25 protein-coding genes and 1 tRNA gene are annotated in these 25,909 nt (G+C 66.4%); 14 read left to right on the top strand and 12 right to left on the bottom strand.

What is annotated here, in order from left to right:
• Positions 1 to 18: 18 nt before the first annotated feature.
• The 4 genes from AB2U09_RS22800 to AB2U09_RS22785 form a co-directional block, all read right to left on the bottom strand.
• Complete coding sequence (locus tag AB2U09_RS22800) at positions 19 to 747, bottom strand: archaeal proteasome endopeptidase complex subunit alpha (RefSeq protein ID WP_459195044.1); 729 nt, start codon at positions 745 to 747, stop codon at positions 19 to 21.
• Entirely contained in the window at positions 747 to 1,478 is a 732-nt protein-coding gene (locus tag AB2U09_RS22795) for an Ntn hydrolase family protein (RefSeq protein WP_459195043.1), read from the bottom strand. Before AB2U09_RS22795 ends, AB2U09_RS22800 begins: the two co-directional genes overlap by 1 nt.
• 81 nt (positions 1,479 to 1,559) lie before the next feature.
• A complete protein-coding gene (locus AB2U09_RS22790; protein ID WP_459195042.1) occupies positions 1,560 to 2,009 on the bottom strand; it encodes a hypothetical protein in 450 nt (149 codons plus the stop codon).
• Positions 2,010 to 2,399: 390 nt separating this feature from the next.
• Positions 2,400 to 3,653 (bottom strand): PKD domain-containing protein, encoded by a 1,254-nt coding sequence (locus AB2U09_RS22785; protein WP_459195041.1) that lies wholly within the window; start codon positions 3,651 to 3,653, stop codon positions 2,400 to 2,402.
• A gap of 230 nt (positions 3,654 to 3,883) precedes the next feature.
• Between AB2U09_RS22785 and AB2U09_RS22780 the strand changes: the two genes are divergently transcribed.
• Entirely contained in the window at positions 3,884 to 4,927 is a 1,044-nt protein-coding gene (locus AB2U09_RS22780) for an Mrp/NBP35 family ATP-binding protein (protein WP_459195040.1), read from the top strand.
• A gap of 24 nt (positions 4,928 to 4,951) precedes the next feature.
• Here the strand turns inward: AB2U09_RS22780 and AB2U09_RS22775 are convergent, their stop codons facing one another.
• Positions 4,952 to 7,375 (bottom strand): DUF2298 domain-containing protein, encoded by a 2,424-nt coding sequence (locus AB2U09_RS22775; RefSeq protein ID WP_459195039.1) that lies wholly within the window; start codon positions 7,373 to 7,375, stop codon positions 4,952 to 4,954.
• A 182-nt stretch (positions 7,376 to 7,557) separates the two neighbouring features.
• On the opposite strand from AB2U09_RS22775, the gene AB2U09_RS22770 reads away from it, so the two are divergent.
• From AB2U09_RS22770 to AB2U09_RS22760, 3 genes are all read left to right on the top strand, one after another.
• Positions 7,558 to 8,325: a glycosyltransferase gene (locus AB2U09_RS22770; RefSeq protein ID WP_459195038.1), complete on the top strand. Its 768-nt coding sequence runs from the start codon at positions 7,558 to 7,560 to the stop codon at positions 8,323 to 8,325.
• Positions 8,318 to 8,845, top strand: coding sequence for a GtrA family protein (locus AB2U09_RS22765; RefSeq protein ID WP_459195037.1), 528 nt, complete (start codon positions 8,318 to 8,320; stop codon positions 8,843 to 8,845). Before AB2U09_RS22770 ends, AB2U09_RS22765 begins: the two co-directional genes overlap by 8 nt.
• A 69-nt stretch (positions 8,846 to 8,914) precedes the next feature.
• A tRNA-Met gene (locus tag AB2U09_RS22760) sits at positions 8,915 to 8,989 on the top strand.
• Positions 8,990 to 9,180: 191 nt separating this feature from the next.
• Here the strand turns inward: AB2U09_RS22760 and AB2U09_RS22755 are convergent.
• On the bottom strand, positions 9,181 to 9,459 hold the full coding sequence (locus AB2U09_RS22755) for a HalOD1 output domain-containing protein (protein WP_459195036.1): 279 nt from the start codon (positions 9,457 to 9,459) through the stop codon (positions 9,181 to 9,183).
• A 568-nt stretch (positions 9,460 to 10,027) separates the two neighbouring features.
• Here AB2U09_RS22755 and AB2U09_RS22750 point away from each other — a divergent pair.
• Positions 10,028 to 11,329, top strand: coding sequence for a sulfatase-like hydrolase/transferase (locus tag AB2U09_RS22750; protein ID WP_459195035.1), 1,302 nt, complete (start codon positions 10,028 to 10,030; stop codon positions 11,327 to 11,329).
• Between the two features lie 12 nt (positions 11,330 to 11,341).
• Here the strand turns inward: AB2U09_RS22750 and hpt are convergent, their stop codons facing one another.
• From hpt to AB2U09_RS22725, 5 genes are all read right to left on the bottom strand, one after another.
• On the bottom strand, positions 11,342 to 11,911 hold the full coding sequence (hpt, locus tag AB2U09_RS22745; protein WP_459195034.1) for a hypoxanthine/guanine phosphoribosyltransferase: 570 nt from the start codon (positions 11,909 to 11,911) through the stop codon (positions 11,342 to 11,344).
• A gap of 49 nt (positions 11,912 to 11,960) precedes the next feature.
• On the bottom strand, positions 11,961 to 13,916 hold the full coding sequence (locus AB2U09_RS22740) for a hypothetical protein (RefSeq protein ID WP_459195033.1): 1,956 nt from the start codon (positions 13,914 to 13,916) through the stop codon (positions 11,961 to 11,963).
• On the bottom strand, positions 13,913 to 14,401 hold the full coding sequence (locus AB2U09_RS22735) for a hypothetical protein (protein WP_459195032.1): 489 nt from the start codon (positions 14,399 to 14,401) through the stop codon (positions 13,913 to 13,915). The genes AB2U09_RS22740 and AB2U09_RS22735 overlap by 4 nt, the downstream gene beginning before the upstream one ends.
• Positions 14,402 to 14,500: 99 nt before the next feature.
• On the bottom strand, positions 14,501 to 15,079 hold the full coding sequence (locus tag AB2U09_RS22730) for a DUF7344 domain-containing protein (protein ID WP_459195031.1): 579 nt from the start codon (positions 15,077 to 15,079) through the stop codon (positions 14,501 to 14,503).
• 282 nt (positions 15,080 to 15,361) lie between these two features.
• Complete coding sequence (locus tag AB2U09_RS22725) at positions 15,362 to 15,835, bottom strand: type IV pilin domain-containing protein (RefSeq protein WP_459195030.1); 474 nt, start codon at positions 15,833 to 15,835, stop codon at positions 15,362 to 15,364.
• 324 nt (positions 15,836 to 16,159) lie between these two features.
• Here AB2U09_RS22725 and mbhE point away from each other — a divergent pair, with 324 nt between their 5' ends.
• From mbhE to AB2U09_RS22680, 9 genes are all read left to right on the top strand, one after another.
• A complete protein-coding gene (gene mbhE, locus AB2U09_RS22720) occupies positions 16,160 to 18,601 on the top strand; it encodes a hydrogen gas-evolving membrane-bound hydrogenase subunit E (protein WP_459195029.1) in 2,442 nt (813 codons plus the stop codon).
• 56 nt (positions 18,602 to 18,657) lie between these two features.
• Positions 18,658 to 19,074, top strand: a complete 417-nt coding sequence (locus AB2U09_RS22715) for an MnhB domain-containing protein (protein ID WP_459195134.1) — start codon at positions 18,658 to 18,660, stop codon at positions 19,072 to 19,074.
• Positions 19,071 to 19,439 (top strand): sodium:proton antiporter, encoded by a 369-nt coding sequence (locus AB2U09_RS22710; protein ID WP_459195028.1) that lies wholly within the window; start codon positions 19,071 to 19,073, stop codon positions 19,437 to 19,439. The genes AB2U09_RS22715 and AB2U09_RS22710 overlap by 4 nt, the downstream gene beginning before the upstream one ends.
• Positions 19,436 to 21,055: a complex I subunit 5 family protein gene (locus AB2U09_RS22705; RefSeq protein ID WP_459195027.1), complete on the top strand. Its 1,620-nt coding sequence runs from the start codon at positions 19,436 to 19,438 to the stop codon at positions 21,053 to 21,055. The genes AB2U09_RS22710 and AB2U09_RS22705 overlap by 4 nt, the downstream gene beginning before the upstream one ends.
• Before the next feature lie 39 nt (positions 21,056 to 21,094).
• Entirely contained in the window at positions 21,095 to 21,703 is a 609-nt protein-coding gene (locus AB2U09_RS22700; protein ID WP_459195026.1) for a Na+/H+ antiporter subunit E, read from the top strand.
• Positions 21,693 to 21,983 (top strand): MrpF/PhaF family protein, encoded by a 291-nt coding sequence (locus AB2U09_RS22695; protein ID WP_459195025.1) that lies wholly within the window; start codon positions 21,693 to 21,695, stop codon positions 21,981 to 21,983. The genes AB2U09_RS22700 and AB2U09_RS22695 overlap by 11 nt, the downstream gene beginning before the upstream one ends.
• The gene (gene mnhG, locus AB2U09_RS22690; protein ID WP_459195024.1) at positions 21,980 to 22,333 is read left to right on the top strand and encodes a monovalent cation/H(+) antiporter subunit G; all 354 of its coding nucleotides are present in this window, start codon (positions 21,980 to 21,982) and stop codon (positions 22,331 to 22,333) included. Before AB2U09_RS22695 ends, mnhG begins: the two co-directional genes overlap by 4 nt.
• Positions 22,334 to 22,399: 66 nt before the next feature.
• A complete protein-coding gene (locus AB2U09_RS22685; protein ID WP_459195023.1) occupies positions 22,400 to 23,167 on the top strand; it encodes a class I SAM-dependent methyltransferase in 768 nt (255 codons plus the stop codon).
• A 132-nt stretch (positions 23,168 to 23,299) separates the two neighbouring features.
• Positions 23,300 to 24,616 (top strand): glycosyltransferase family 87 protein, encoded by a 1,317-nt coding sequence (locus AB2U09_RS22680; protein ID WP_459195022.1) that lies wholly within the window; start codon positions 23,300 to 23,302, stop codon positions 24,614 to 24,616.
• Positions 24,617 to 24,668: 52 nt separating this feature from the next.
• Here AB2U09_RS22680 and coaBC read toward each other — a convergent pair whose 3' ends face one another.
• A complete protein-coding gene (coaBC, locus tag AB2U09_RS22675) occupies positions 24,669 to 25,823 on the bottom strand; it encodes a bifunctional phosphopantothenoylcysteine decarboxylase/phosphopantothenate--cysteine ligase CoaBC (protein ID WP_459195021.1) in 1,155 nt (384 codons plus the stop codon).
• Positions 25,824 to 25,909 lie beyond the last annotated feature (86 nt).

Here is a 25,909-nt window from a genome sequence, read left to right as displayed (position 1 = left end):
ACGGTCGGATCCGCCGCCTCACGACGCCGACGAGAGGTCCGCGCGGTCGAGCGCGGTCGCTCGTCGCTCCCGATCGAACGCTTCGAAGCCGCCCTCGTCGAGGACTGCCACGTCGACTTCCGACGCGACTAGATCGCTGTCGGTCCCCTGGTCGAGTGCCGCGAGCGCGAGCGAGACGCCCGCGTCGGCGCCCGTCCCTGCCTCGTACTCCGCTTCGAGATGGCTCCGGATCGCCTCGCTGCCGCTGCCGACTGCTGTCGCGCGCCACTCGCTCGGCGTCCCCGACGGGTCGATTTCGTAGAGCGCCGGGTCGCCGTCGACGACGCCGCCCACCAGCAGCGCCGCGCCGAACGGCCGCGTCCCGCCGGTCTGGGTGGACTCCTGGATCTGGTCGGCCACGGCCTTCGCGACCGGTTCGACGCCCGGCGCCTCGCCGTAGCGGAGTCGCTCGCGCTGGGCGTACTGCCGGCCGTAGTCGACGAGGCGGCGCGCGTCGGCGACGTGACCCGCCGTGGCGACCCCGAGTCTCCCGTCCAGGTCGTGGACCTTTTCGATGCTGTCCGGCTCCATCAGCGGCGACCGCGGTTTGCCGTGCGCGGCGAAGACCACGGCGTCATCGGTCCGCACGCCTACTACCGGGCTGCCGCGCTCGACTGCCTCGCGCGCGTACTCGACCTGATAGAGACGCCCGTCCGGCGAGAAGACGGTCACCCCGCGGTCGTAGGCTCGCTGATCGTTCGACTGCATCAGGCGACCTCCTCCGCGTCGCCGGCGTTACCGGACCCGTCTGCGGTATCGCCTGATTCGTCGAGGGCTTCGATCTCGACGCCGTCGGCCGAGATGGTGGCGACGGTCACGCCGTTCCCGCTGGCGGTGTCGCGCTCGCTCGCCGCCTCGACCGCGGCGCCCGCAGTCTCGGTCGCGTCGGCGACTGATGCTCCGGGCTCGTATCGGCCTTCGAGCACGCCGTAGGCGACTTGCATCCCGCTACCCCCCGCGGCGTAGTCGTCTTCCATCACGCTCCCACCGCCGTCGAGTTCGTAGACGTGTCCGCCGGTGTCGTCGACCCCTCCGAGAATCGGCGCGATCGGGAGTCCGCGCACGATGTGACCGGCGGTCTGCGAGAGCGCCCGCATACTCATCTGGTCGCCGCGGCGGGACTGGTAGAGACCCGCCTCGGCACGGATCGACCGGATCACGTCCTGCGCCGGCCCGACCGACCCCGAGATCGCCATCGCCGCTCGCGGGTGGACCCGGGAGATCTTCCGGACGTTCTTGTTGGCGGTGAACCGCCCGCCGAGACTCGCCCGCTGGTCGGCGGCCATCACAACGCCGTCGTCGGCGGTGACCGCGACGATTGTCGTCCCGGTGTCGAACGTCGGCGCGTCGCCCCCGGCGGTCGGTTCGGTGTTCCTGTGGTCGGCTGGCAAGTCGTGCAATCGCGACCCGCTGTGAGGGCCGAAGTCTGGCGGCGTCATCGACAGGGGGTCGGGTCGGAGTGGGGAAATATGTTATCTAAAATATATTTTAGCAGGTCGAGTGACAGGGCAAGTAGCTGGTCACTTCGCCGATCGATTATGCAGTGTTACGTTTCCGGCTGCCCTATCCATTTCCCTGACAAATTGCTCTTGAGAAGACGTCATATTGCTCTCAGTGTCCCAATACTGTTCGGTGAATTCGGGTCCGCTAATATCGCCCAAATAGTAATCGCGTGCCAGCGACGTATTGACGTATAGTGTTTTCGGGCTTGAATCCGTGTTATTCACCTCAGCGATCCGCAAACGGCTTGGGATCTTACCGTTGATCCGGCCGCTGTCGTGATAGAAGACAGTTTGTGCGTAACCGCTCGTCACCAGTGTATTTACTTGCTTTATCCTATGAAGTTCGTCTACAGAAGGGGCAGTCAAATTCATCGCCACTATCAAGACTTGGCCTTCAACTACCTCCCAGCCACGAATCCGTACTGGAACTTCAGCGTCAATTTCAGTTTCGCCGAAGAGCGTACTCACGAAATGGTCGTATAGATCGTTGGTCGCAAGGTCAGGAGTCGGAGATCTTGCAGGGGTAGGTGTTTCCGGAGGCAGAGAAGTGTCGGTAGGGCCTAAAGCCGGTGTTGCCGTTGGAGCCGTTGATCTGATCGGCGTAGGTCCCACTTGATCTGTGGGTACCGGGGCCGTCGTACTGGTTGATTCTTCCGGTTGTGGTGTAGGCTTAAATGTAGTTGTACTCATTTGGTCCTCAACCGAATCCGTGGGTCCTCCAAATACGATAGCAACAGCCACGACAGAACCTAAGAGAAGGGCTATTGCTATCACCAGCGCAACTATCGAACCCTGTGCACTAGTATCTCTCATTGAGGCCCCCCTTCCATCGGTCTGATTTAGGGATGAACGACATTATCAAAATCCTCCATATCCGCCCCGCCCGGGTGGGACTCGGCCTGTTCGGGTGTTAGGATCGTTTTCTTCGGTATCACTATCCTCGGTAGCATCGTTTTCTTCGTTATTACTGTTGTCAGTAGTGTCATCACCTCCGCTATTGTCACTGCTTTCACCTCCACCATCGGTATCTTCATTTCCATCTTCCCCATCGGTAGATCCATTGTCTCCATTATCGTCACTAGAAGACCCACCAAATCGGTTACTGTCATTGTCATCCTTCTCTGAGTCCGCTTCCTCTTGGTTGTCTGTATTTTCGGTAGTGTCAGTATCTGGATCAAGAATGACTTCATCGACATTGAGCGCACTTGTATACGCCTCTTGACTCTCGAATTCGACGACACCGTCGGTTGAATCGTAGGAAACACCATCGTGATTCTGTGCGAACTCTTCATCCATCGTCTGGCCGCCCCACTCCGTCGTCCCGTCGTTGTCGGTGTCAGAGATGGTAATGCCATTACTGTCGAGGGTCATCCGGTCGTTGTTGCAGTAGCGGTCGTCGTCTCTGTTGAATTGCGAGCATTCTCTCCCGGCGCTGTCACCCCCGGTAGTGCTTCTGCTCTCGGCAGTCGGTTCGTGGACGGTAACCGCTTTGGTCGCCGTTTGCTCCCGCCCGAGGCGGTCGACGACGGTCACACTGACCGTCTGGTCCCCGCTTGTCGAGAACGCGTGGAGATACGCGGCGGTCGCACTCTCGCCGGAGATCCCCGTCCGGTTCTGCCAGTTGCCGTCGACGCGCCACGTGACGGCCGTGAGTTCGGCGCTCCCAGCTTCGATGGAAGCCGAATATCCCACGACTTCACCCGCGTTCATTTCACCGGGCCCGGAGAGTGTCACGGTCGGCCCGTCTGACTCCTGCACGTGGACGCGCAACGTGTCGCTGCTGGTCGTACCGTCGTCGTCGGTAACGGTGACCGTCGCGTTGTATATCCCGACCTGCCGTGCGACGAAGGAAGTCCGGCCACACGTTCGACAATCCGGACGAGTGTAGGTGCCGTCCGGTCGTTCGAGTCGCCACTCGTAATCGGTGACTTCCCCATCGGGGTCGCGCGACCCGGAGGCGTCTAGATAGACGGTGGCGTTGACGGTGACGTTCTGGTCGAGTCCCGCTTCCGCTAACGGCGCCTCGTTTTCCGCCCCCGCAGCACCTGCGGTCCCCGACAACGTCACCCCCGCCACTGCTGCGACAAGGACGACACACAGCGCCGCCGTCACGCGTCGCCACCCACCAACAACCATCCTGTACTCGCTGTGTTCTCGCCCTTTACCATAAAAACGTTCGCAATAACACATTATCAGTATACACGAACGGCCGAGACGACTCGTACAGGGGGGAAATCCGAGATCAGTCATTTCGTGGGTGTGGAGCTATCGGACTCGGTCGCCGCGGCGAGCGAATCCGACGTCTTCACAATCCTTTTCGCTCGGACAGACGGAGACGACGTATGGACGAAGACGACGTGCTCGACCTGCTCGGGACGGTCGAGGACCCGGATCTGGGCGACGACATCGTCTCGCTGGGGCTAGTCAACTCGGTCGAGGTCACCGACGAGGAAGTGCACGTCTCGCTGGCGCTCGGGGCGCCCTACTCGCCGACCGAGACGGACATGGCGGGCGCGGTCCGCGAAGCGCTGGCGGACCTGGACCGGTCGATCGAGCTCGACGCGGACGTGGAAAGCGGCCTCGTCGCCGAGGGGTCGGTCCTCCCCGGCGTCGAGAACGTCATCGCGGTTGCCTCGGGGAAGGGCGGCGTCGGCAAGAGCACCATCGCCGTCAACCTCGCTGCCGGGCTGGCCCAGTTGGGCGCCCGCGTCGGGCTATTCGACGCCGACGTCTACGGCCCGAACGTCCCGCGGATGCTCGACGCCGACCAGCAGCCACAGGCGACGCCCGACGAGACGCTGGTCCCGCCGGAGCAGTACGGGATGAAGCTGATGAGCATGGACTTCCTGCTCGGCGAGGACGACCCCGTCATCTGGCGCGGTCCGATGGTCCACAAGGTGCTCACCCAGCTCTGGGAGGACGTCGAGTGGGGTGGTCTGGACTACATGGTCGTCGACCTGCCGCCGGGCACCGGCGACACGCAACTGACGCTGCTCCAGAGCGTCCCCGTCACCGGCGCCGTCATCGTGACGACGCCCCAGGAAGTCGCCATCGACGACGCTCGGAAGGGGCTGGAGATGTTCGGCGAGCACGAGACGCCCGTGCTCGGCATCGTCGAGAACATGAGTTCGTTCCGGTGTCCGGACTGCGGGAGCGACCACGCCATCTTCGGCGAGGGTGGCGGGGAAGCGTTCGCCGCGGACGCGCAGATGCCGTTCCTCGGGGAAATCCCGCTCGACCCAGCGATCCGCGAGGGCGGCGACGCCGGGGAACCGATGGTCCTCGACGAGGACAGCGAGACCGGCGAGGCGTTCCGCTCGTTCGTCAGGAAGACGGCGAACAATCAGGGCATCGTCCACCGGCGGCGCCACGCCGAGATGCACTGAACCGGATTCGAGAAAGGTCCGCAGTTATTCCTCGGGATACTCCAGTTCGCTCTGCTCGACGCGATAGACGACCACGTCGTTCCACTGCTTCTCGACGCTGACGCCGGCCATCGACTCGAACACCGAGAGCTCCTCTTGGGAGTAGCCGTGATCGTCGTTCGGCCCGTCTGCTCGCTCGTTCGACCCGACGTAGATGTACTCGACGTCGTACTGGTCGAGGTAGTACGCGCGCTGTGCCGGGGATCCGGTGTAGATGGTGTTCACGTGATCCACGCGCGTGCGGTACGGGTCGCCGCCGCGGTAGCCGACCTCGTGGGCCCAGCCGGCGATCGTCGGCACGCCGGTCAGGCTCGATATCGGGTTCGTCCACTGGTACATGTTCTGCCCCGGCGCGGACGCGATGTTGGGCTGGCCCTCCAGGTCCCCGAACCACTCGACGGCAGCGTACTCCTCGGGGTGGGTCTCGTTGATGAACGTGAACCCGTCGAGCGTCGGATCGTCGGGGTGATTGAAGCGGCTGAAATACGATTCGCCCGCGAAGTGTCCCGAGAGGGCGAAGGCGCCGAACACCGAGGTGCCGACGATGAGAACGACTGCGAGCGCCCGGAACGCCGTCTTCCACCGGTCGCCCGAGAGCGCGAGCGCAGGTGAGTGATTTTCCACGAGGTGTGCGAGGATGGCGCCGGCGGCGGTAGCCCAGAGGACCCACACGTCGGCGTACGTCTTGAAGACGGTGTTCATCCGCTCGGGACCGGCCTGTTCATTGATGTAGACGAACTCGACAATGACGACGATCCCAGCGCCGGCGATCACCAGCAGCGTCTCGAAGCCGACGACATCGCGGATACGCGTAACGGCGTTCGGGGCATCCGCGTCGGCCTGTCCGGTGGCGGTCGTCCCGCCGTCGGAGACCGCGCGCTTGGCTGACCCGGCCGCTCGCGAGCCCGCCCTGACGAGGTCGTCGGCCTGACTACGCAACAGAACCCAGGCGACGACGATCATCGGTCCGAAGACGGCGAGCGCGGCCGACGAGGCGCCCAGCCAGGCTATCACGACGCCGATAGCGAGCATGACCAGCGACTCCCCGAGGAACTCGCGGTCGATTTCCGGGATGGCGTGGCGAGCGAGGTAGGTCACGAAGAGAAGCACGAACCCGCCGTGAACGAGCAGGAGTTCGCTCAGCGTACTCTTCTCGGGCAGGAACGCGATCGACCGACCGCTGCCGTTGGCCGCGCCGAGCCAGAACGGCATCGACCACAGCGCACCGAGGGCGACGACCGTGACCGCTCCGGCGAGTGCGACGCCGTGCCGAGACAGTTCTCGCTGCCAGTTCTCCCGTCGCGGGATACGACCGACGACGGCGTCGGGGAGCAACGAGACCGGATCCGCTGGCGCGAGGGCGAGCGCGAGGAAGACCAGTCCGCCGACCGTCGCGAACGACCACGTGTTGACGACCGCAAGCATGCCAGCGAGCGGCGGGACGGTCCCCAGCACGAGCAGTAGTCGCCGTGTCCGGGCCTCCGCCGGCGTTCGATAGTAGCTGAACAGCAGCGCGGCGACGAGCAGGACGAACGGCGTGCTCATCATGTGGGCGTGCATGTCCCCGTTGAGCCACGCGAACAGCGGGAATTCGTTTATCGTCCCGTCGATGACGCGGCTCGCGTCCCAGTACCGAAACTCGCCCGGACCACCGGCGCCGACCCGCCCGAGTTCGGTGCCGAGGAGACCTGTCAGGAACGACGACAGGCCGTCGGGGAGGACCCAAGCGAGGAACTGGACCGGCGTCGAGAGGTTGCTCGCGAACCCGGCGAAAAAGGCGCCGAACGCGCCTGCACGGACCCGGGAGATGCCGCGGCTCGCCGCGATCGACCCGGCGAGGCCGTAGACGGCGGTGACGAGCATCCCGAAGAAGCCGGCGAGCGCGAGGTTGTAGGCGAACCGCGCCTGTGTTCCGGTGATCTTCGTCAGCAGCGCGGCGATCAGGTGGCCGCCGTAGTAGTACTTCACCGGGCGGCCGGCGAACCACATGTCCTCGGGAGGGAGCGCGTCGGCGCGGAGGATCGACTGCAGGAGGCCGAAATCGAGGAACTTCTCGCCGAGGAAGGGGTGGACCCCGGCGTCGACCGCCCGGACGGCGATCATGAACAGGAACGCGACGGTGAACACCGCGGCCGCTTCCCCGTAGCGGCGGCGGTTGAACTCGGCGCCGCGGTAGACCGCTGCCACGGCGGCGAGCGCGAGGAGTGCGAGGCCGGCGAACAATCCGGCGGTCAGCGAGACGTGCCCGACGAGGTAGGCGACGACCCAGAGGACTGCCAGCGCCGTCGGGAGCGCCACGCCCGCCCCGCGGTCCGCGAGGCGGGGGAACAGGACCGCCGCCAGCGGCATCCCCACCGCCATGAAGGCGAGGTACGTCACGAGCCACCAGAGGACGAGACCGTACTCCATTACCAGAGTGGGCGTCTGCGTGGCCTATACCTCTTGTGGACCGCTGTACCCGCGAACGACGGCCAGTCCGGGTTCGTCGGAGCAGTGGCAACCTCGGTCGGTGGTACTCGTCGGTCACGCCGCCACCGGCCGATTCCCCAGTTCCGAACAGTTTTTACTCGGCGCGGTGGTCACAACGGGCAATGAGCGCGTCCGTCGGTATCGTGGTCCCCGCCTTCCGTCCCGACGTCGATCGCCTCTCCTCGTACGTCCGGTCGCTCGACGCGGAACTCGACCCCGAGACCATCCGTATCGAACTCGACGACGCCGAGGAGGAGGTCGCCGCGGCGCTGGCGGACCTCCCCGCGACGATCAGTGTGTCTCCCTACCGCCGCGGCAAGGGCGCCGCGATAACCGCCGGCTTCGAGGCGCTTGAAACCGACGTCCTCGGCTTCGTCGATGCCGACGGCAGTACGGCACCCGAGGAGTTCGCGGACGTCGTTGCGGCCATCACAGACGGTGGCGCCGACGTGGCCGTCGGATCGCGCCGCCATCCCGACTCGGAGATCACCAGCCACCAGACCTTCGCCCGCCGCTTCCTCGGCGACGGCTTCGCCTGGCTCGCCCGCCGGATGCTCGACGCCGACCTCTACGACTACCAGTGCGGCGCGAAGGCCATCACCGCCGAATCGTGGGACGCCGTCCGCCAGCACCTCTACGAGCCGGGCTTCGCCTGGGACGTCGAACTCGTCGCGATGGCCGGCGCACTGGAACTCGACGTGGCGGAGGTCCCGATCACCTGGGAAGACCAGCCGGGTTCGACCGTCTCGCCGGTCCGCACGTCGCTTCGCCTCGCCCGCGCGTTGCTCTCCTCGCGCCACCGGGCGAAACAGATCCGCAACAGCCGCGTGCACAACGCCATCGCCGCCACGCGCGAAGACCCGACGGCGCTGGTGGAGAAGAATGACTGACGGGAACGAACCGATCGGGGCGCGCCTCTCCTCGCTGGTCTCGGGCGTCCGGTTCGGGAAGTTCGTCTCGGTCGGCGTCGTCGGATCGGTCTGTGACACGGCCGTCCTGATGGTTCTCTCGGAAGTTCTCGAAGCGCCCGCGACGCTCGCCTGGGCAGCAGGCGTCGAGACGGCGATCCTCGTGATGTTCCTGGTCAACGAGAACTGGACGTTCGCCGACCACAGCAGCGGGGGCCGGGAGTCGTTTTTCGCGCGACTCAAACGATCACACGCCGTCCGCGCGGTCGGCGTGACGACGCAGTTCGTCGTGTGGTGGACGATCTACAACCCGCTGTTCGTCGACCTGACGTTCGGCGACGTGGCAGCGCTGTCGGGCATCGCCGGGGCCGTCGGTCTGGCGTCGATGCTGTCGGGGATCGATCTGTGGCTGCTCGTCGCGAAGGGCTGTGGCGTCGCCATCGGGATGGTCGTCAACTACGTCTTCGAGAGTCTGTTCACCTGGCAGGTCCACGAAGGGTGACCGCGGGACTAATTCACGGACGGCGAACGAATCACAACCCTTAATGGGTGGTCGCCGGTATGAATGGGTAGCGGGATGGGATAGCCAGGAGATTCCGGCGGGCTCATAACCCGCAGATCGGTAGTTCAAATCTACCTCCCGCTATCATTCTTCGACTTCACTCGACCGTGAGTCCCTTTAATACCGAACGCGTCGCGAAATCCGAGTATCGCCGCTACCGTTTTGCGGACCTGCCACGAGCCGCTGAGCGACGGCTCCGCTATCGATAGGTATCGGCGGGTCGGGTGCCGAGAAGGAGAGTTGCGTCCGAGTGTCGGGAGCGTCCGGGCGTGGATTCAGGCGAACGACCGCAATCGAATGAGCCCGTCGCTCGTGACGACCACTTCGTAGCCGTGGTACTCGAACGAGAGCGTGGTCACCGAGGCCTCGCCGGCGTCGAGAAAGCCGTTGAGGAACTCGGGATCGATGCTGTCGCGCAGCGGTGGGAGCGACTGGGGGTCGGTCCCCAGCTCGTCGGCGATCGCCGTCAGGACTACCGTCCCGAACTCGTCGTCACGCGAGGGGTGTGCCTCGATGATGATGTCCGGTTCGCGGTCGTCGTTTGACTGGTTCATGGATTGCTGTTCGGATGCGCGTTACGCCGGCACGCGCGGGCCACCCCGGGTAGCGTCGCCACTCCCGCTGGGCAACGCTTTTACCGACGGGGGGAGAAGGACGACATGTCCTACCAAGCGCCTTCTCCGCGCACTCGCCGTTCTAGCAGTTCCTATACCACCGGTTGGGTTATTAGTTTTATTCTGCAAACATGATAATCGATGTGATGGTAAACGGATAGTTGCCTCGCCGTCCCGTGATTCGATGAAAATGTACAACATCTCTCTGAACTGTAATACGCGGGGCAAAGGGACAGCCGGGGCTCGAAGAGATCGGTCGTCCACCGAGTCCGTACACTAGACGTGTCCGCGGACCGACAGAGAGTCTTCGCGCTCGATCTTCTCCGATCAAGCGTGCGCCGACATCTGCAACACCAGCAGAGTGACCGGCGATCGATCCGGAGTTGCTTTGGCGGAACTGATCCGTATCGGGTGTCCACCCGTCAGTCGGTGATATCGTATCTATACCCAATCGCCGGGCTCGCGTAACCAGTCGGTAACAAAGTATCTCAGTACCGGCAGGGAAGGTATGGCCAGCGTTGCAGTCGTCGTGCTCGACACGCTCAGGTACGATACGTTCGAAGAGGCGTTCGATTGGCTCCCCGGCCGCCGGTTCACACGGGCGTACGCGCCCTCTCACTGGACGATCCCGGTCCACGGGTCGCTGTTCACCGGGCTGTACCCGAGCGAGGCCGGCGTCCACGGCCACTCCCCGTCGCTCGACTGTCCAGAGCCGACGCTGGCCGAGCGACTCCGCGAGGCCGGGTACACGACGCGGCTGTTCACCGCGAACACCCAGCTCCAGCACTACGAGGGGTGGGACCGCGGGTTCGACGAATTCGTCGGCTACTGGAGCCTGGAGGGCGGGAGAGACGAGGCATACGACTGGGGACAGTGCTTCGACGAGATCGACGCGAGCGGTCTCGAGAAATATCTCCGCGCCGTTATGCGGTGTATACGGGCCGATTGCGCGACGGTCTCCTCGCTCCGAAAGGGGGTCGAACTCTACACGCGGTCGGAGGCCGACGGCGGCGCACGACCGGTCCTCGACCGCATCCGGGCGACCGACTTCGGGGAAGCGGAGTTTTGCTTCGTCAACCTCATGGAGACGCACACGCCCTATCACCCGCCCTCGGAGGACGACGACCCGGTGACAGTCGTCGCCGCCGACGCGTTCGCCGACGACCCGATCGACCTCGACCACGTGCGGGAGGCGTATCACACGTCGGCCGCGTATCTCTCGGACGCGTACCGGGAGGTCTTCGGGGAACTCAGGGAAGAGTTCGACTACGTCGTCACGCTCGCCGACCACGGCGAACTGCTCGGGGAACACGGGATGGTGAACCACTCCTTCGGGCTGTGGCCGGAGCTAACGCACGTTCCACTCGTCGTCAGCGGACCGGACGTCACCGACGGGGTCGACAGCCGGGTGACGAGCCTCCTCGACGTCCATCAGACGGTCGCGGACCTCGCTGGGGTGTCGGTCGACTCGCGCGGCCAGAACCTGTTCCGGAACCGCGATCCGATGCCGGCGCTGTTCGAGTACCACGGGCTGCTCCCGTTCCACGAGGTGCAGTTCGAACGCAAGGACGTACCGGCCGTCGAGTACGAGCGTCGGGAGAGCCCGCTCCGGGGATTCGTCACCGAGAACGGGGCGTACGCCCACGAAACGCACACCCGCGGCTTCCGAACTATCGGTTCGTTCGAATCCGACCCGCGGTCGCTGCTCGAGCACTACTTCGCCGATCTCGACCAGCGCTCGGTCGGCGACGAGGAGATCGCCGTCTCCGACGATGTCATGGCCTCGCTGGAGGACCTCGGGTACGCGTGACCCGCCGACGGGCTACCCGTCGCCCTGGTCGTCGACGATGACGACCTCGCCGTCCTCGACGACGACGTTGATGAGCGTCTTCGCGTCGTATCCCGCGTCGGCGAGCTTGTTCTGCCCGTCGTCTTTCTTGATGACGCAGACGATGTCGACGATGTCGGCGCCGATCTCTTCGAGCGCACCGGTGATCCCCGAGAGCGTCCCCCCGGTCGAGAGCACGTCGTCGAGGACCAGCACGCGGTCGCCCTCGTAGACGTCGTTGACGTACATCTCCGACTCGGAGTAGCCGGTCACCTGCGACAGCGCCACTTCCCCGTCAAGCCCGTACTGGCGCTTCCGGATGACGACGATGGGGATGTCGGTCATCAGCGAGACGGCGGTGGAGATGTGGATGCCCATTGCGGCAGGCGTGACGATCTTGTCGACGTTCTCCAGTTCCGCCTTGCGGATGATCTTGATGACGATCTCGCGGAGCAACTCCGGGCGGAGCATCGGCACGCCGTCGCTGATCGGGTGGACGAAGTAGTGATAGCCCTCCTTCTCGACGATCGGGGCATCGAGCAGGGACTGCTTCAGACGATTCATGCCCGGTGAATGGAAACCCGAGGGGAAAAGCCTGACTAGGTCGGCCCGATCAGGCAGACGATAGCACGTCGGCGAGGCGGTCGACCACCGGGAGCGCGTACGGTCCGTACTGGAAGTAGACCAGCGCGGACAGCACGAGGAGGTCCGTCCCGAGCGCGGCCGCGAGCGCGCCCGTAGCGGCCGTCGCCCTGTCGAAGCGGTCGTCGAACGTGCTCGCCGTGACGACCAGTGCGAACGCGGCCGCGACGACGAGGCCGGCGATGGCATGCAGCTGGAGGGCACCGCCGCGTCCGAACGTCCCGACCGTCGCGAAGACGAACAGCAGTTGTGCACCGACGAGGACGCCCGCGAGATACGTCCACAGCGCCGTTCGACCGTGGGTATCGAGGGCACGACGGACCGACTGCTGTCGAAGGACCCCGTAGACCCCGAGGGGATACAGCGGGAGGAGATACCGGACCGTGACCTGTGCGTGCAGGGGAAGCCGCGGGATGTAGACGAGGAAAAACAGGACTGCGAGAAGCACCACAAACGCATCGGTCGCCCGGTCGGGAGTCAGCCGCCGAGATCGCGCCGCATCGACCACCCGCGTCGAGAGCGAGTGCCGCGATCCATCGGTCCTCGCCGCAGCGATCCGTCCTGCGGCCGTCCCAACGATCCCGACGATACCCGCGACCAGCGGCGCCGACTCGACGATCGTCAGGTTGATCGCCTGCTGGTTGTCCCGTCCGCTCACCGACGGGATGTAGCCGGCCCGCACGAGGGTCTGATAGACGTCGCCGGGCTGGGTCACCGCCGCGTGGGCACCGCCGACGAACGGTCCGAAGAGCAGTTCGGCTCGTCGTGAGAGTTCCGCTATCGGGCCGGCCAGCGCGGGCGGCACGAGCCCCGTTCCTCCGGCCCCGTCGCCCTCACCCGAACCGGATCCCGAACCCGACCCAGAGCCGAACGCCGAATCGTCGGCGAACTCGCCGAACTGGTCGAGCATTCGCGGCGGACGAACCGGGTCGCCGGAGATGAGCGCGTTCGTCAGGAAGAAGGGGACCAACGAGACGAAAAACGCTCCCGCCACGACCGCGAGCGTCCGTCGGTCGTTCGACCGTGCGGTCGGCAGGTCGACGGCGGCGAGCGCCAGGAACGCGACGAACCCCTCGCCAGCGTGGATCCAGGTCACCAATCCGACCAGCGCGTACGCGAGGCCGCGGAACCCTGTCGGCGAGAGGAACGAATCGCCGGTCGGTTCCGTCCGACTCCGATAGAAGGCGTAGACGACCCCGATCAGGAGGGCGACGACGTACCCGTGCCGTTTGGGGATTGTCGCCCAGAACCCGACCGGTGTCGCGAGGACGACCGCCGCGCCCGCTACGACACCCATTCGACGACCGTGCATCCGGACGAACAGCCTGTAGGCCGTGCTCGCCGCGAACGCCGTCGCGACCAGCGCGCTGAGCTGGAGCGCTGCGAGCGCAGCCAGGCTCGTCGTGAGCGGTTCGGCGAAGTGCGCGTTGAGAACGAACGCCGGGAGCGCCACCGCCGAGCCGACGGCTGCCATGAGTGCCGATCGGTCGAGGATCCGCCCGATCTGGACGGCGAGCGTGAGGACGAGTAGCGACCAGAGCGACGCGAAGACGAGACCGAAATCGGCGACGGTCAACGTCGCCCGGAGCGCCCAGAGGAACGGAACGGCGAACGCGACCTGCCCGTAGTTGCGACCGTAAACTCGCCCATCGTGGATCTGCATCCCCGGCGCCTCGAGCGACCCGTAGAGCGCCTCGTCGACGACTAAACTGCCATCTGCGAGCGCCGCGAGTGCGTTGGCGGGCGTGTAGTTGTCCGTGATGAAAAAGCCGAACCGCCAGGTGAGTCCGAACACGGCTAGCGTTCCGAGGAAGACGACGAGGCCGAGACGATCGCCGACCGCGATCCTGACGAGCGCGTCGGAGAGTTCTGCCGCCTGCTCTCGAGAACGCTCGAGGTCGAACGACCGTCCGCTGTCGGTGCTCATCCGGTCACCTCCACGGCAACCGACTCGTTGTAGAGGACGGATTTCCCCTCACTCGTTCGCATCACGAGGGATAACTCTCCCGCGTACGCTTCCCCGGGCGTGACTCCTTCGGAGAACGTATCGGTTTGCAGTGAGACCGAGACCCACCCCGTCCGGTCGCCGCTCAGGAAGTGCGTCGTCGATCGCGAGTAGTTGAACGCCGGGATCTCCAGCCCGTACGCGACCGTCGGCTTCCCCGATATCGACGAGAAGCGGATGCGAGCGTCGGGAACGTCGAGGTAGAACGTCTCGGACTGGTACTCGCGCTCGATAGAGACCGACGCCGGGGCATCGACGCGGTCGACCGTCGCGTTGCCCTCGCCGATCCCGGCCATATCGTACCGGGGCGTCGTCAGATCGACGAGCCCGATCGCCGGCCCCGACAGCAGCGTAACGCACAGAATCACTGCGGCAGTGGCGTAGACAAGCACCCGCGACCGGTTCATTGGCGAGTCACCGCTCCCGATCGGCATAAAGCCGTTGGCAGCAATCGAGCAAAAGCGGACGACAGGCGCGTACGGGAACTGGAATCGGCCATCGTGTTCCTATCGCTTGAACTGGTCGGGGGCGTACCCCTCGTCGCCGAGCCGCATGTCCGCGCCGCTGTAGGTATGGTACGCGGCGGCGACAGTAAATGTCGCGGCGATGACGGTCGCCCACTCGAGCGGTGTGAGTAACGTAAGCGGGAACAGATCCGTCCACAGCGCCGCGACGACGGCGCAACTGACGGACCCGAGCGAGAGATAAAACTCCCGCCAGGGGAACTCCGACCCGGGGACGATCTCCAGATAGACGGTCAGTTCCTCCGTGTACGGCGTCCGCCGCACGAGGTTCTGGTCGGTATCGTATTCGACGATGCCAGCGTCTTCCATCTTGCCGAGATGGGTCTGCTGGAGCGTCGTGTACACCCGCTTTTTCTGGTCGTTCGTCACCTCCTCGACTGGCGTCTGGTACTCCCAGGCGGCGACCTGCCTCGCGAGGTCGCTCAGCTCGACCGGTTCGTCGAACCGCTTGAGATATTCGAGGACGTATCGGCGCCGCTGGTTCTGCAAGACGTCGAATATCTCGCCCTTCGACAGCTCTCCCTCCCCGCGCGTCGGTAGTCGTCTCCGTTGATTACTCATAGTGTCGGACCCGTTCTCCCGGACGGAACCCCGGCCGCCCGTTCGGATGCTGTGAGTTAGATTGCTCATCCGCTAAGACAGTTTCGGGATGAACGACTCGCGCTGGCCACCGCATGGCCACGATGCTGGCCCCATCGCATTCACGGAGACGCCCGCGGATAGGGACGACAATATCAAACCCGAGATCGGTGATTTTGGATATCGATATCAAAGATGGAATAAAACGGTCGGCAGGCGGTCCGCGTCGACCGCCAAACGAACGCGTGAGATATGCCGAGCCGGTTAGGCCGTCGGGCCGGTCCACTCCTTCAGCGTCGAGGAGCTGTCGCCGGCTGTACTCTGCCAGACTACGCGGGCGTCGCCGTCGGAGCCCACGTCGGCGATCTCGATAGCCATACCTGCCTGAACGTCTGAAGTCGCGCCAATTGAGGAGCCGCCACCTGCGGTATTATAACTATCCCAGCTTTGACCTAAGCTAGCGCCGCCCGAACCAGGGGAACCGCGAATGTAGAGGTTCTGTGCCTGAATCGTCTCACCGCCATCGTGAGTGATCTCGAGCGGGGCCGTGCCACCCGCCTCACCGTTCCATTCGAAACTGAAGGATGCCTGGGGGGCTGTGCTGCTCACCTGGTCGCCGAGACCGAGGACGAACGTCGCGATGACGGCCGCGAGGATGACCGTGATCGCGACCATCAGGATGACGCCGATAACCGGCGACACCGCGTCGTCGTCCGCGAAGAGTTGGTTGAGTTTCATTGTTGTGTCGTCACGCCCGATGCGCGGGGCCGAACCCCTTCTCTCGCCATCGACCGGGGCGACCCCCAGCGCGGACGGCGATCGGTGCGTGTCATCTGTGGGTCACCCAGCCCCATACATAAGCCTCACTGCCGTATTATCAAAAACGTAAATTCAAGCCTTCCTGCCCGATTCCAAATTTGATTCTACGCAGTGTCGCCCGGCCTGAATCGTGCCAGTAGCGGGACGAGGTAGAAGGGTCTGCCGACAGAATTCGGTGCGCTCGGCGGTGGACGGTCGACGGAGACGAGAAGTGTTAAGTCCCGTCTCGAATCAGAAACGGGTGTGCAACCGGACCGGTTCGTAGTGCTCGCCGTGGTGGCACTTCCCTTTCTCGGAGCGGTGCTGGCACCGCTGATCCATCGCGTCCTCGGCGAGCGGACGGCTTACTTCGCTGCCGCCGTCGCCGCGGCCTGTCTCGGGCTGATCGCGTTCCTCGCGGACGCCGTCGGGACGCACGGCACCACGTTCGTCGTCCCGTGGATCCCGAACTACGGCGTCTCGCTCGCGTTCTACGTCGACGGGCTCTCACTGCTGATCGGGACGCTGGCCAGCGGCGTCGGCGTGCTCGTGTTCACCTACTCGGGTGGGTACATGCACGGCGAGCCGGGCCAGGCGAAATACTACGCGACGCTGCTTGCGTTCATGGGCTCGATGCTCGGCGTCGCCTTCGCCGCCGACCTCATCGCGCTGTTCGTCTTCTGGGAGCTGACGAGCGTCTCCTCGTTCCTGCTCATCGGCCACTACCAGGACGCCGACGCCTCCCAGTACGCCGCCCGCAAGTCGATGCTCATCACGGTGGCCGGCGGCCTGTTCATGCTCGTCGGCTTCCTCCTGCTGGCCGTCGTCGCCGCGGACGTCCCCGGGGTCGACTCGGCGTTCCGGCTCGCCGGCCACGGCTCCATCCTCGAAGCAGCGGAACCGATGGTCGACGCCCTGCGTGCGCAGGGACTGTTCGTTCCCGTCCTCCTGCTCGTCGGGGTCGGTGCGGCGACCAAGTCCGCGCAGATCCCATTCCACATCTGGCTCCCGAACGCCATGGAAGCCCCGACCCCCGTCTCGGCGTTCCTCCACTCGGCGACGATGGTCAAGGCCGGCGTCTACCTCGTCGGCCGGTTCCGCCCGCTTCTGTTGACCGACGAGTGGACGCTCGTCTTCGGGGTGCTGGGACTCGCGACGATGACCGTCACCGCCGTCCTCGCCGTCGGCGCCAGCGACATCAAGGAACTGCTGGCGTACTCGACGGCCTCCCATCTGGGGCTCATCGTCGCCGGCTACGGCATGTCGGGCTACCTCGGCGCAGAGACCGGCGCCTTCCACATCCTCAACCACGCGCTGTTCAAGGCCGCGCTGTTCCTCGTCGCCGGCATCGTCGCCCACGAAGCGGGCACGCGGGCCATCGACGAACTCGGCGGCCTCGCAGCTGACCTCCCGATAACCGCGGGCGTCACCGTGGTCGCCGCGCTCGGAATGGCCGGTGTCCCGCCGTTCAACGGCTTCTACTCAAAGGAGTTCCTCTTCCACGCCGTCTATGAGACAGCCCACCACTTCGTCGCGGACGGCGGCTCGGTCCTGTGGTGGGCACTGCCCGTCGTCGCGGTCCTCGGCAGCGTGTTCACCTTCCTGTACTCGATCCGCTTCGTGATGCTGTTCTTCGGCGACAAGCCCGACGCTCTCGGCGAAGTCCACTCCCCGCCGGTGGCGATGTGGCTACCGGCGGCCGTCCTCGGCACGCTCGCGCTCGTTGTCGGCCTCGGGGGCGTGACCGGAACGTTCGGCGTCCACCTCACACCGGTCGAGGACTTCGTCGGCGCGGTCATGGCGAGTTCGCTCGGCCACGGCGGCGGCGAACACGGCGAGTTCGCCTACTACCTCCCAACCGAGGTGCACCCGTGGGTGATCATGAGCGCCGCGACGATCGGTATCGGTGCGGTCGCCTACCCCTTCTTCGGCCGTATCCGCGACGGCGTCCGCGCCGTCCGGAGCGTCGACCCGCTCCGGCCGAACTGGTACTACGACGGCGTCACCGAAGGGCTCGACCGCTCGTCGGCCATCGACCTGATCCAGACGGGTCATCTCCGCACGTACGCGCTCGCGCTCTCGCTCGCGCTCGCGGGCCTCGCGCTGGGTGCGTACGCGGCCGCGGGCGTCGCGCTCCCCTCGATCACGTACGCCGGTCTCGAACCGGCGCTGGTCGTCGTCCTCGGCGTGGCGGTGATCGGCGCCCTCGCCGTCACGGCCGCGCCCTCACACATCTCCGGGGTGTTGACCCTCTCGATCCTCGGGTTCATGGTCGCTATCTTCTACATCCTCGGGAGCGCTCCGGACCTGGCGCTGACCCAGCTGGTCATCGAGACGCTCGTGCTCGTCATCTTCCTGCTGGTGCTCGACAAGCTGCCGGCGTTCTACGGGACGATAGACAGGGTCCGGGCGGCCCGGGACGCCGTCGTCGCGGGTGCGGTGGGACTCACCGTCGCAGTGACGGTGTTGCTCTCGACGGCGGGGACGCCCGACGATATGATCGCCCAGTACTTCGTCGAGAACGGCGGCGTCCCGGCCGAACACGGTCCGGTCTTCGTCGACGGAGGCGGTGGCGGAAACATCGTCAACGTCATCCTCGTCGACTTCCGGGCGTTCGACACGATGGGGGAGATATCGGTCGTCGCGATGGCCGCGCTGTCGGTCATCACGCTGATCGCGATGCGCGAACGAGGTGAATACCAGTGACACTCGACAGGGAACCGACGGTCATCGCCCGTACCGTGACGCGACTGGTCGTCCCGATGATACTCGTGACAGCCATCGCGCTGCTGTTGCAGGGTCACAACCTCCCCGGCGGCGGCTTCATCGCCGGCGTTCTCACGGTGACGGCGTTCGCGCTCGTCTACATCATCTACGGGCTCGACTACCTCGAGACCGAACTGCTCGACCGAACCGCCGCCGTCCGCTACGAGACCGAGTCGGGGATCGTCCGCGAGTACGGTCAGGTCTTCGCGCTCGGCCTCGCCGTCGCCGCCGGGAGCGGCGTCGCCGCGATGGCACTTGGCTATCCGTTCCTGACGCAGGCGGTCGCGTTCCTCGAACACCTCCCGGTGTACGGCGAACTCGAAGTCGCCTCGGCGCTCGTGTTCGACCTCGGCGTCTACGCCGTCGTCGTCGGGGCGCTGCTGACGATCCTCGCGGAGGTGGGCGCGGAATGACCCAGGTGATCCTCGCGGCGGTCCTCGGACTGCTGTTCGCGCTGGGGACTTTCCTGATCCTCCGGCGTGACGTGGTCCGGGTCGTCTGGGGCGTCACGATCATCAGCCAGGCCGCGAACGTCTACCTCGTGACGATGGGCGGACTGACGGGGCAGTCGCCGATCCTCGGGCACGGCGGCGAGCATCCGGTCGCCTGTTCGGTGCCCGACGCCGGTGCAGGGTGCGTGACCGACCCGCTCGTCCAGGCGCTGGTGCTGACCGCCATCGTCATCGGCTTCGGGACGACCGCCTTCGCGCTGGTGTTGACCTACCGGCTCTACGAGGAGCACGGCACGCTCGACCTCGGGGAGGTGACCGTCGAATGAGCGTCGACCTCGCGGTGTCGACCACCCACGTCGTCATCGCGCCGATGCTCGCCGCGCTGGTCACCGCCGTCGCGACGCTGGCGACCCGGCGCCACGACCGCCTCCAGCGCGCACTCAGCCTGCTGGGCATCGGCGCCTACGCCGTCGGGGTCACCGTCCTCGCCGACCGCATCCTGTCCGGCGGGACGCTGACCTACCAGCTGTCGGCCTGGCCGGCGCCGTTCGGCATCACCCTCGTCGCAGACGCCCTCGCGGTGTTCATGCTCTCGATGGCGGCGCTCGTGACGGTCGCGCTGCTGGTGTACTCGGTCGTCTACGTGGACGACCAGGGCCAGCGCGTCTCCTATCACCCCCTGTTCCACTTCATGCTGCTGGGGGTGTCCGGCTCCTTCCTCACCGGCGACGTGTTCAACCTCTTCGTCTGGTTCGAAGTGATGCTCATGCCGAGTTACGTCTTCGTCGTCTTCTACAGCGGACCGCGCCACACCGCCGCTGCGCTGCAGTACACCGTCCTCAACCTCTTCGGCAGTGCCCTGATGCTCGTCAGTATCGGCGGTCTCTACGCGACTACCGGGACGCTCAACATGGCCGACATCGCCAGACGGCTGGCCGCGCCGGCCGAGTTCGGGATCGACCCCGCGCCGGTCCTCGGGCTGTCGGCCATCCTGCTGGTCGTCTTCGCGCTGAAGGCGGGGATCGTCCCCTTCCAGTTCTGGGTCCCGCCCGCCTACCGCGCCGCCCCGGCGCCCATCTCCGCGTTCCTCGCCGGCGTCACCAAGAAGGTCGGAATCTACGCCATCGTCCGCCTGTACTTCACCGTCTTCGCCGCCGGCGCGGTCGAGGGCGGCCTCGGACTGCCCGGGCTCTCGGGCGAGTCGTTCCTCGCCTTCTTCGGGCCCGTTCTGTTCGCGATGGCGCTGGCGAGCATGCTCGTCGGCGGGGTCGGCGCCGTCAGCCGCGACAACCTGGACGACGTCTTCGCCTACTCCAGCATCGGTCAGGTCGGCTTCATCGTCCTGCCGCTGGCGGTCGTCGCGACCGTCCCCGACCCGGCGATACGGACGCTCGGCGTCGTCGCCGCGCTGATCTACTCGCTCAACCACGCCGTCGCGAAGTCGCTGCTGTTCCTCGTCAGCGGCGCCGTCTACGACGCGACCGGAACCACCGAATTCGACCGCCTCGGAGGGATCACGACCCGGTTCCCGGTCCTCGCGGGGTCGTTTTTCCTCGGGTCGCTGGCGCTCGTCGGAATCCCGCCGCTGTCGGGCTTTTTCGGCAAGCTACTGGTGTTCGACACGGGCGCGAGCGCCCTCGCGGCGGACGCGCCCGGAGCGGGGCTGGCGCTGGCCGGCGCGCTCGTGGGGGCGATATTCACCATCGCCTACCTCTCGCGGGCCTGGACGCGGGGATTCTGGGGCGAAGTCACGCCGTCGGTCGAGCACGGCTCGCAGTCGACTGTCCTCGTCGCCGTGGTCGCCGTACTCGCGCTGGTAGTCGTCGCCGTCGGTATCGGCTTCGACCCGGTCTACGGCTTTGCCGAGTCCGCAGCGCAGGCGGCGCTCGACACCGACGCGTACGTCGACGCCGTGGACCCGGAGGTGGTCGCCCATGAGTGACCGACCGCGCTCCGCTCGCGGGTGCCGGGAGGTGGCGCGATGAAGCGCTGGATCGGCGTCGGCACCGGACTGGCGGTCGTCTGGCTGTTCGTCCGCGGCGTTACACCCGATGTCGTCGTCGGCGAGTTCCTCATCGGACTCGCAGTCGGGCTCCCGATCGCGTTCGCCTTCCGGCGATTCTACCGGCCAAACCTGGCGGTCGGCGCACGCATTGGCGGTCTCCCCTACGTAGGCGCCTATCTCGTGACCTTCCTGTGGGAACTCCTGACGGCAAACGTCGACGTGGCGTACCGCGTGCTCGCGCCGTCGATGCCCATCGAACCCGACGTGATCGAGGTGCCGCTGCGCGTCGAGACAGATCTGGCCATCACCACCATCGCGAACAGCATCACGCTGACGCCGGGGACGCTGACGATGGACTACGACGCCGAGCGCAACTCCCTGTACGTCCACGCGATCGACAGCCGGGACCACGAGTCCGTCACGAACCCGATCCGGACGTGGGAGGACTACGCCCTGCGCATCTTCGACGAGGAGCGCGACCCCGGCGACCCGGTCCCGGACCCGGACCGCCGCGCCGCGGCCGACCACGAGGGCGAGACCGCCGAACCGGTGGCCGACGCGGGAGGTGAGACCGATGGCGAGTGAGCTTCCGGCGTTCCTCGAGACGGCTATTCTTGGCGGACTAATGCTGGCTACCGTCGTGACCCTGCTGGCGGGCTATCGGGTCATCAACGGCCCGACCGTCCCGGACCGCGTCGTGGGGCTGGACACTATCGGGACGAACGTCGTCGCCATCGCCGCGTTGTTCGCGCTCCAGACCGGCGAGGGACTGTTCGTCACCGTGAGCCTCGTCCTCGCGATCATCGGGTTCATCAGCACCATCGCCGTCGCGCGCTTCATCACAGAGGGTGACATCATCGAATGATCTCCACAGTTCAGGCAGTCGTCGTGACCGCGCTCGTCGTCGTCGGGAGTTTCTTCCTCCTCGTCGGGACGGTGGGACTCCTGCGACTTCCGAACGTGTACAACCGGATGCACGCGACGAGCAAGGCCGCCACGCTCGGTAGCTCGTCCATCCTGCTGGCCACCACCGTCTACTACGGTCCCGTCGGTGACGGACTGGCCGCGCTCGTGACCATCGTCTTCCTCTTTTTCACGGCGCCGACCGGTGCACACGTCATCTCGCGGGCCGCCCAGAAGATGGGCGTCCCCTTCCTGGAGAGCGGCGACTGGCCCGGAACCGTCCCGATGCGAGACGACGCCGAAGACGACTGACTATTCGGCCGTCACTCCGTCACACACCACCGCGTCGTTTTTGCCACCGGGCGTCGTCGCGCCGGTATGACCCACTGGACCGAGGTCGCCTACCGCGAGCAGTCGGAGATCTTCCGGCCCCACCTCGAACGACGGGTCGACGACGCCGCGTCGGAGACCGACGACCTGCTCGGGCTGCTGGCCGACCACGGGATCGACCCCGAGACGGCCCTCGACGTAGCCTGCGGCATCGGCCGTCACGCGGTCGAACTCGGCGAGCGCGGCGTCGACGTTCGCGGTATCGACATCTCCGAGAGTTACCTCGAGCGCGCCCGGGAGCGTATCGCCGAGCGCGGCGTCGGCGACCGAGTTACCGTCGACCGAGCGGACATGCGAGACCTCTCCGAGCGAGCCGGTCGATATGACCTCGTCTACAACCTCTGGACGTCGTTCGGGTACTACGACGACGCGACCAACCGCGAAGTCCTGCGGGGGATGTACGACCGGACGGCGGACGACGGCGCCCTCGTCCTCGAACTCGTCAACCGCGAGGGCGTCCTCGCCGACTTCCGCGCGGCGGCCGTCCCCGACGACGCCGAGGCCTTCGTCGTCGAGTCGGCCGAGTACGACCCCGAGACCGCGCGGATGGAGACGACCCGTCGCGTGTTCACGGAGACGGCCGACGGGTACGACTACGAGGGGGAGATGGTCTACGACGTGCGGCTGTACGCGCCGGTGGAGCTGGCGGCGAACTGTCGCGAAGCCGGCTTCACCGACGTGTCGCTGTACGCCGACCTCGACGGTGAACCGCTGAAGCGGGAGTCGACCCGGCTGGTCGTCGTCGCCGAGCCCTGACGGGCCACCAGTCCCGGTCCCCGCTGCCGGCCGTCGACGGCTCCCAGTCCCGTCGCGGTCCCGCGATCGTTGGCTCAAACGTCTCTTTGATGGGACGGAAGACATTCATACCGGTCGACAGTATCGGCGATTATGTCACTGCTGGGACGGCTGTGGGCGCGCCGGCGCGAGCGGCCGGCGCTGGTCTGCACCGTCGTCGCCCTCCTCGTCGCGCTGGCCGCCTACCCCTTCGTCGACTGGTGGCTGCGTGCGAACTTCGAGTTCGCCTCGACCTTCCGGTTCGGGGACTTCGGCGCGTACAACGCGGCCGTCGAGCGCTGGCAGTCCGGCGAGTCCCTCTACCGCCGCACCGACGACGGCGGTTTCTGGGGAAGCTACCTCTATCCGCCCGTGGTCGTCCTGCTGTTCTGGCCGTTCGCTACCCTGCTGGAGTTCCGCCCCGCCGCGATCGCGTGGGTCCTCTCGACGGCCCTGCTCCTGTGGGCCGGACTGCAGGCGCTGATCGCCGCGCTCGGCTACGACCTCCGCTGGTTCGAGCGACTCGGCCTCGCGTGGCTCGTCGCGGGCTTCCAGCCGGTACTGCTGGCCGCGAAGCTCGGGCAGACCGCCCTGTTCATGGGCGGACTCCTCTCGTTCGCGGGCGCTGCGATGATCTGGGACGGGCGCCGCGCGGCGGATCCCGCAGACGCGTCCCTGTTCGAGTCGTGGCTGGCGCTCGCGAGCGGCGCCGCGACGGCAGTCGTCGGCATCGTCAAGTTCGCCTACGCCCCCGTCGGCGCGCACCTCCTGCACGACCGGCGACGCATGGCGGGCGCGCTCCTGACGACGATTCCGGTCCTGTGGCTGTCGATCCGGTTTTTCGACGTCGGGTCCTACCGGACCTATCTGGAGGTGCTCCAGTGGGGCGTCCAGAAGGGCAGCGGCGGCGCGCGGTCGCCGACGCTCTGGCTCCCGCCGTACTTCAAGCCGCTCGCGTGGCTGCCCGGCGCGCAGGTGATCCGCGCCGTCGCCTGTCTCGCGATCGCTGGGCTGGCCGTGCTCGCACCGGCCCGCGCTCGGCGGAGCGTCTTCGCGCTTGGCGTCGCCGCCGTCCCGCTGTTTACGCCCCAGACCTACGCGTACTACTTCGTCGCCCTGCTCCCGGTCGCGGTGGTGCTGCTGGCCGTCGAGCTCGAACGCGACGGCTACCCCGAGCTCGTGGCGGTCGGCCTCCTGCTCGTGCACCTCCACGCCTACGGGTTGAAGTTCGTAGTCCACAACGTGCCCGACGCGATCCCCGCCTTCGAGGCGCTCCGGCCCGCGTACCTGCTCTTTCAGCCCGGCCTCTGGGGGAACGCACTGCTGGTGGGTCTCGCAGCACTCAGAGTCGCCCAGTCGACCGACCTCTCGACGACGCTCCAACCTGCCCTCGGCGGTGTGGGAAGTCGAGCGAACGAGAGGGACGGATAGCACACGGGGACGACGCCGAGAACCCCACAGGACGGAGAACCGGCGACGCCGCTCAGAGTTCGTCGACGAGTTCGTCCGCGATTCGAGCGCCGAGTCCCGCCTTCTCGCCCTCGTACTCGCTCACGTCGTCGGCGCGGACGATCAGCGCACGCGTCTCGTCGGCGGCCATCACGCTGGCGTCGTTGCCGACGACGAAGGCCATCTCGGCACGGTCGAGCAGGTTTTGGGCGGCCGCGACGACGTCCTCGTCGTCGCCGTCAGTTTCGGCCTTGAACCCGACGATGGGGAGGTCCGGGCGGGCCTCGCGGACGGAATCGACGAGTTTCGGCGTCGGTTCGAGTTCGAGCGTCAGCGACTCCTGTCCCGAACGGATCTTCGAGGGGCGGCGCTCGACGGTGTAATCGGAGATGGCTGCCGCCGAGACGAGCGCGTCGGCGTCGGCGACGGCATCGAGCGTCGCCTCGCACATCTCCGCCGCCGACTCGACGGACTCGACGGTCGCGTACGGAACGTCTTCCCCGTCGTAGACGAGCGTCACGTCCGCGCCACGGACGTAGCACGCCCGCGCGACGGCGCGACCGGTCTTGCCCGAAGCGCGGTTCGAGAGCGTCCGGATGGGATCGATCGACTCGGTCGTCGCGCCGCTGGTGACGACGACGTGACGGCCGGAGAGCGGGTCCGGCGTCGCCGCGCGAGCGGTCGCCAGCGCGATGGCGTCCTCGGTGGCGATCTTCGCCTTCCCTTCCTCGACGCGCGGGTCGACGAACTCGACGCCCCACGACTCGACGCGGTCGATGGCCTCCAGCACGCCGGGGTGGTCGTACATCGGTTCGTGCATCGCCGGGGCGACGACGACCGGGACGCCCGCGCCGAGCGCCGTCGTCGCACAGGTGGTAACCGGCGTGTCGTCGACGGCGGCGGCGATCTTCCCGACGGTGTTGGCGGTCGCGGGCGCGATCAGGAACACGTCGGCCCACCCCTCGCGGCCGCAGAGTTCGACGTGTTCGACGGCGCCGGTGATCTCCGTTACCACGGGCTCGTCGGTGGCGAACTCCAGCGCCCACGGGTGGACGATCCCTTCCGCGGCGCCCGTGGTGACGGCCCTGACGCTCGCGCCGCGGCGTCGCAGTTCGTGGGCGAGCTCCACTGTCTTCACGGCCGCGATCGAACCGGTGACACCGAGCGCGACGTTGACGCCGTCCAGCATCGCTCGCACGTTAGCCCCCGCGTGACTTATAAGAGACGGCTCGACACGGACGGAACGATAGAGAGCGGCGGACGCGGGGCTCACCG

This window comes from Halosimplex yunnanense (assembly GCF_054504345.1).
This window is presented reverse-complemented; position numbering and strand designations above follow the sequence as displayed.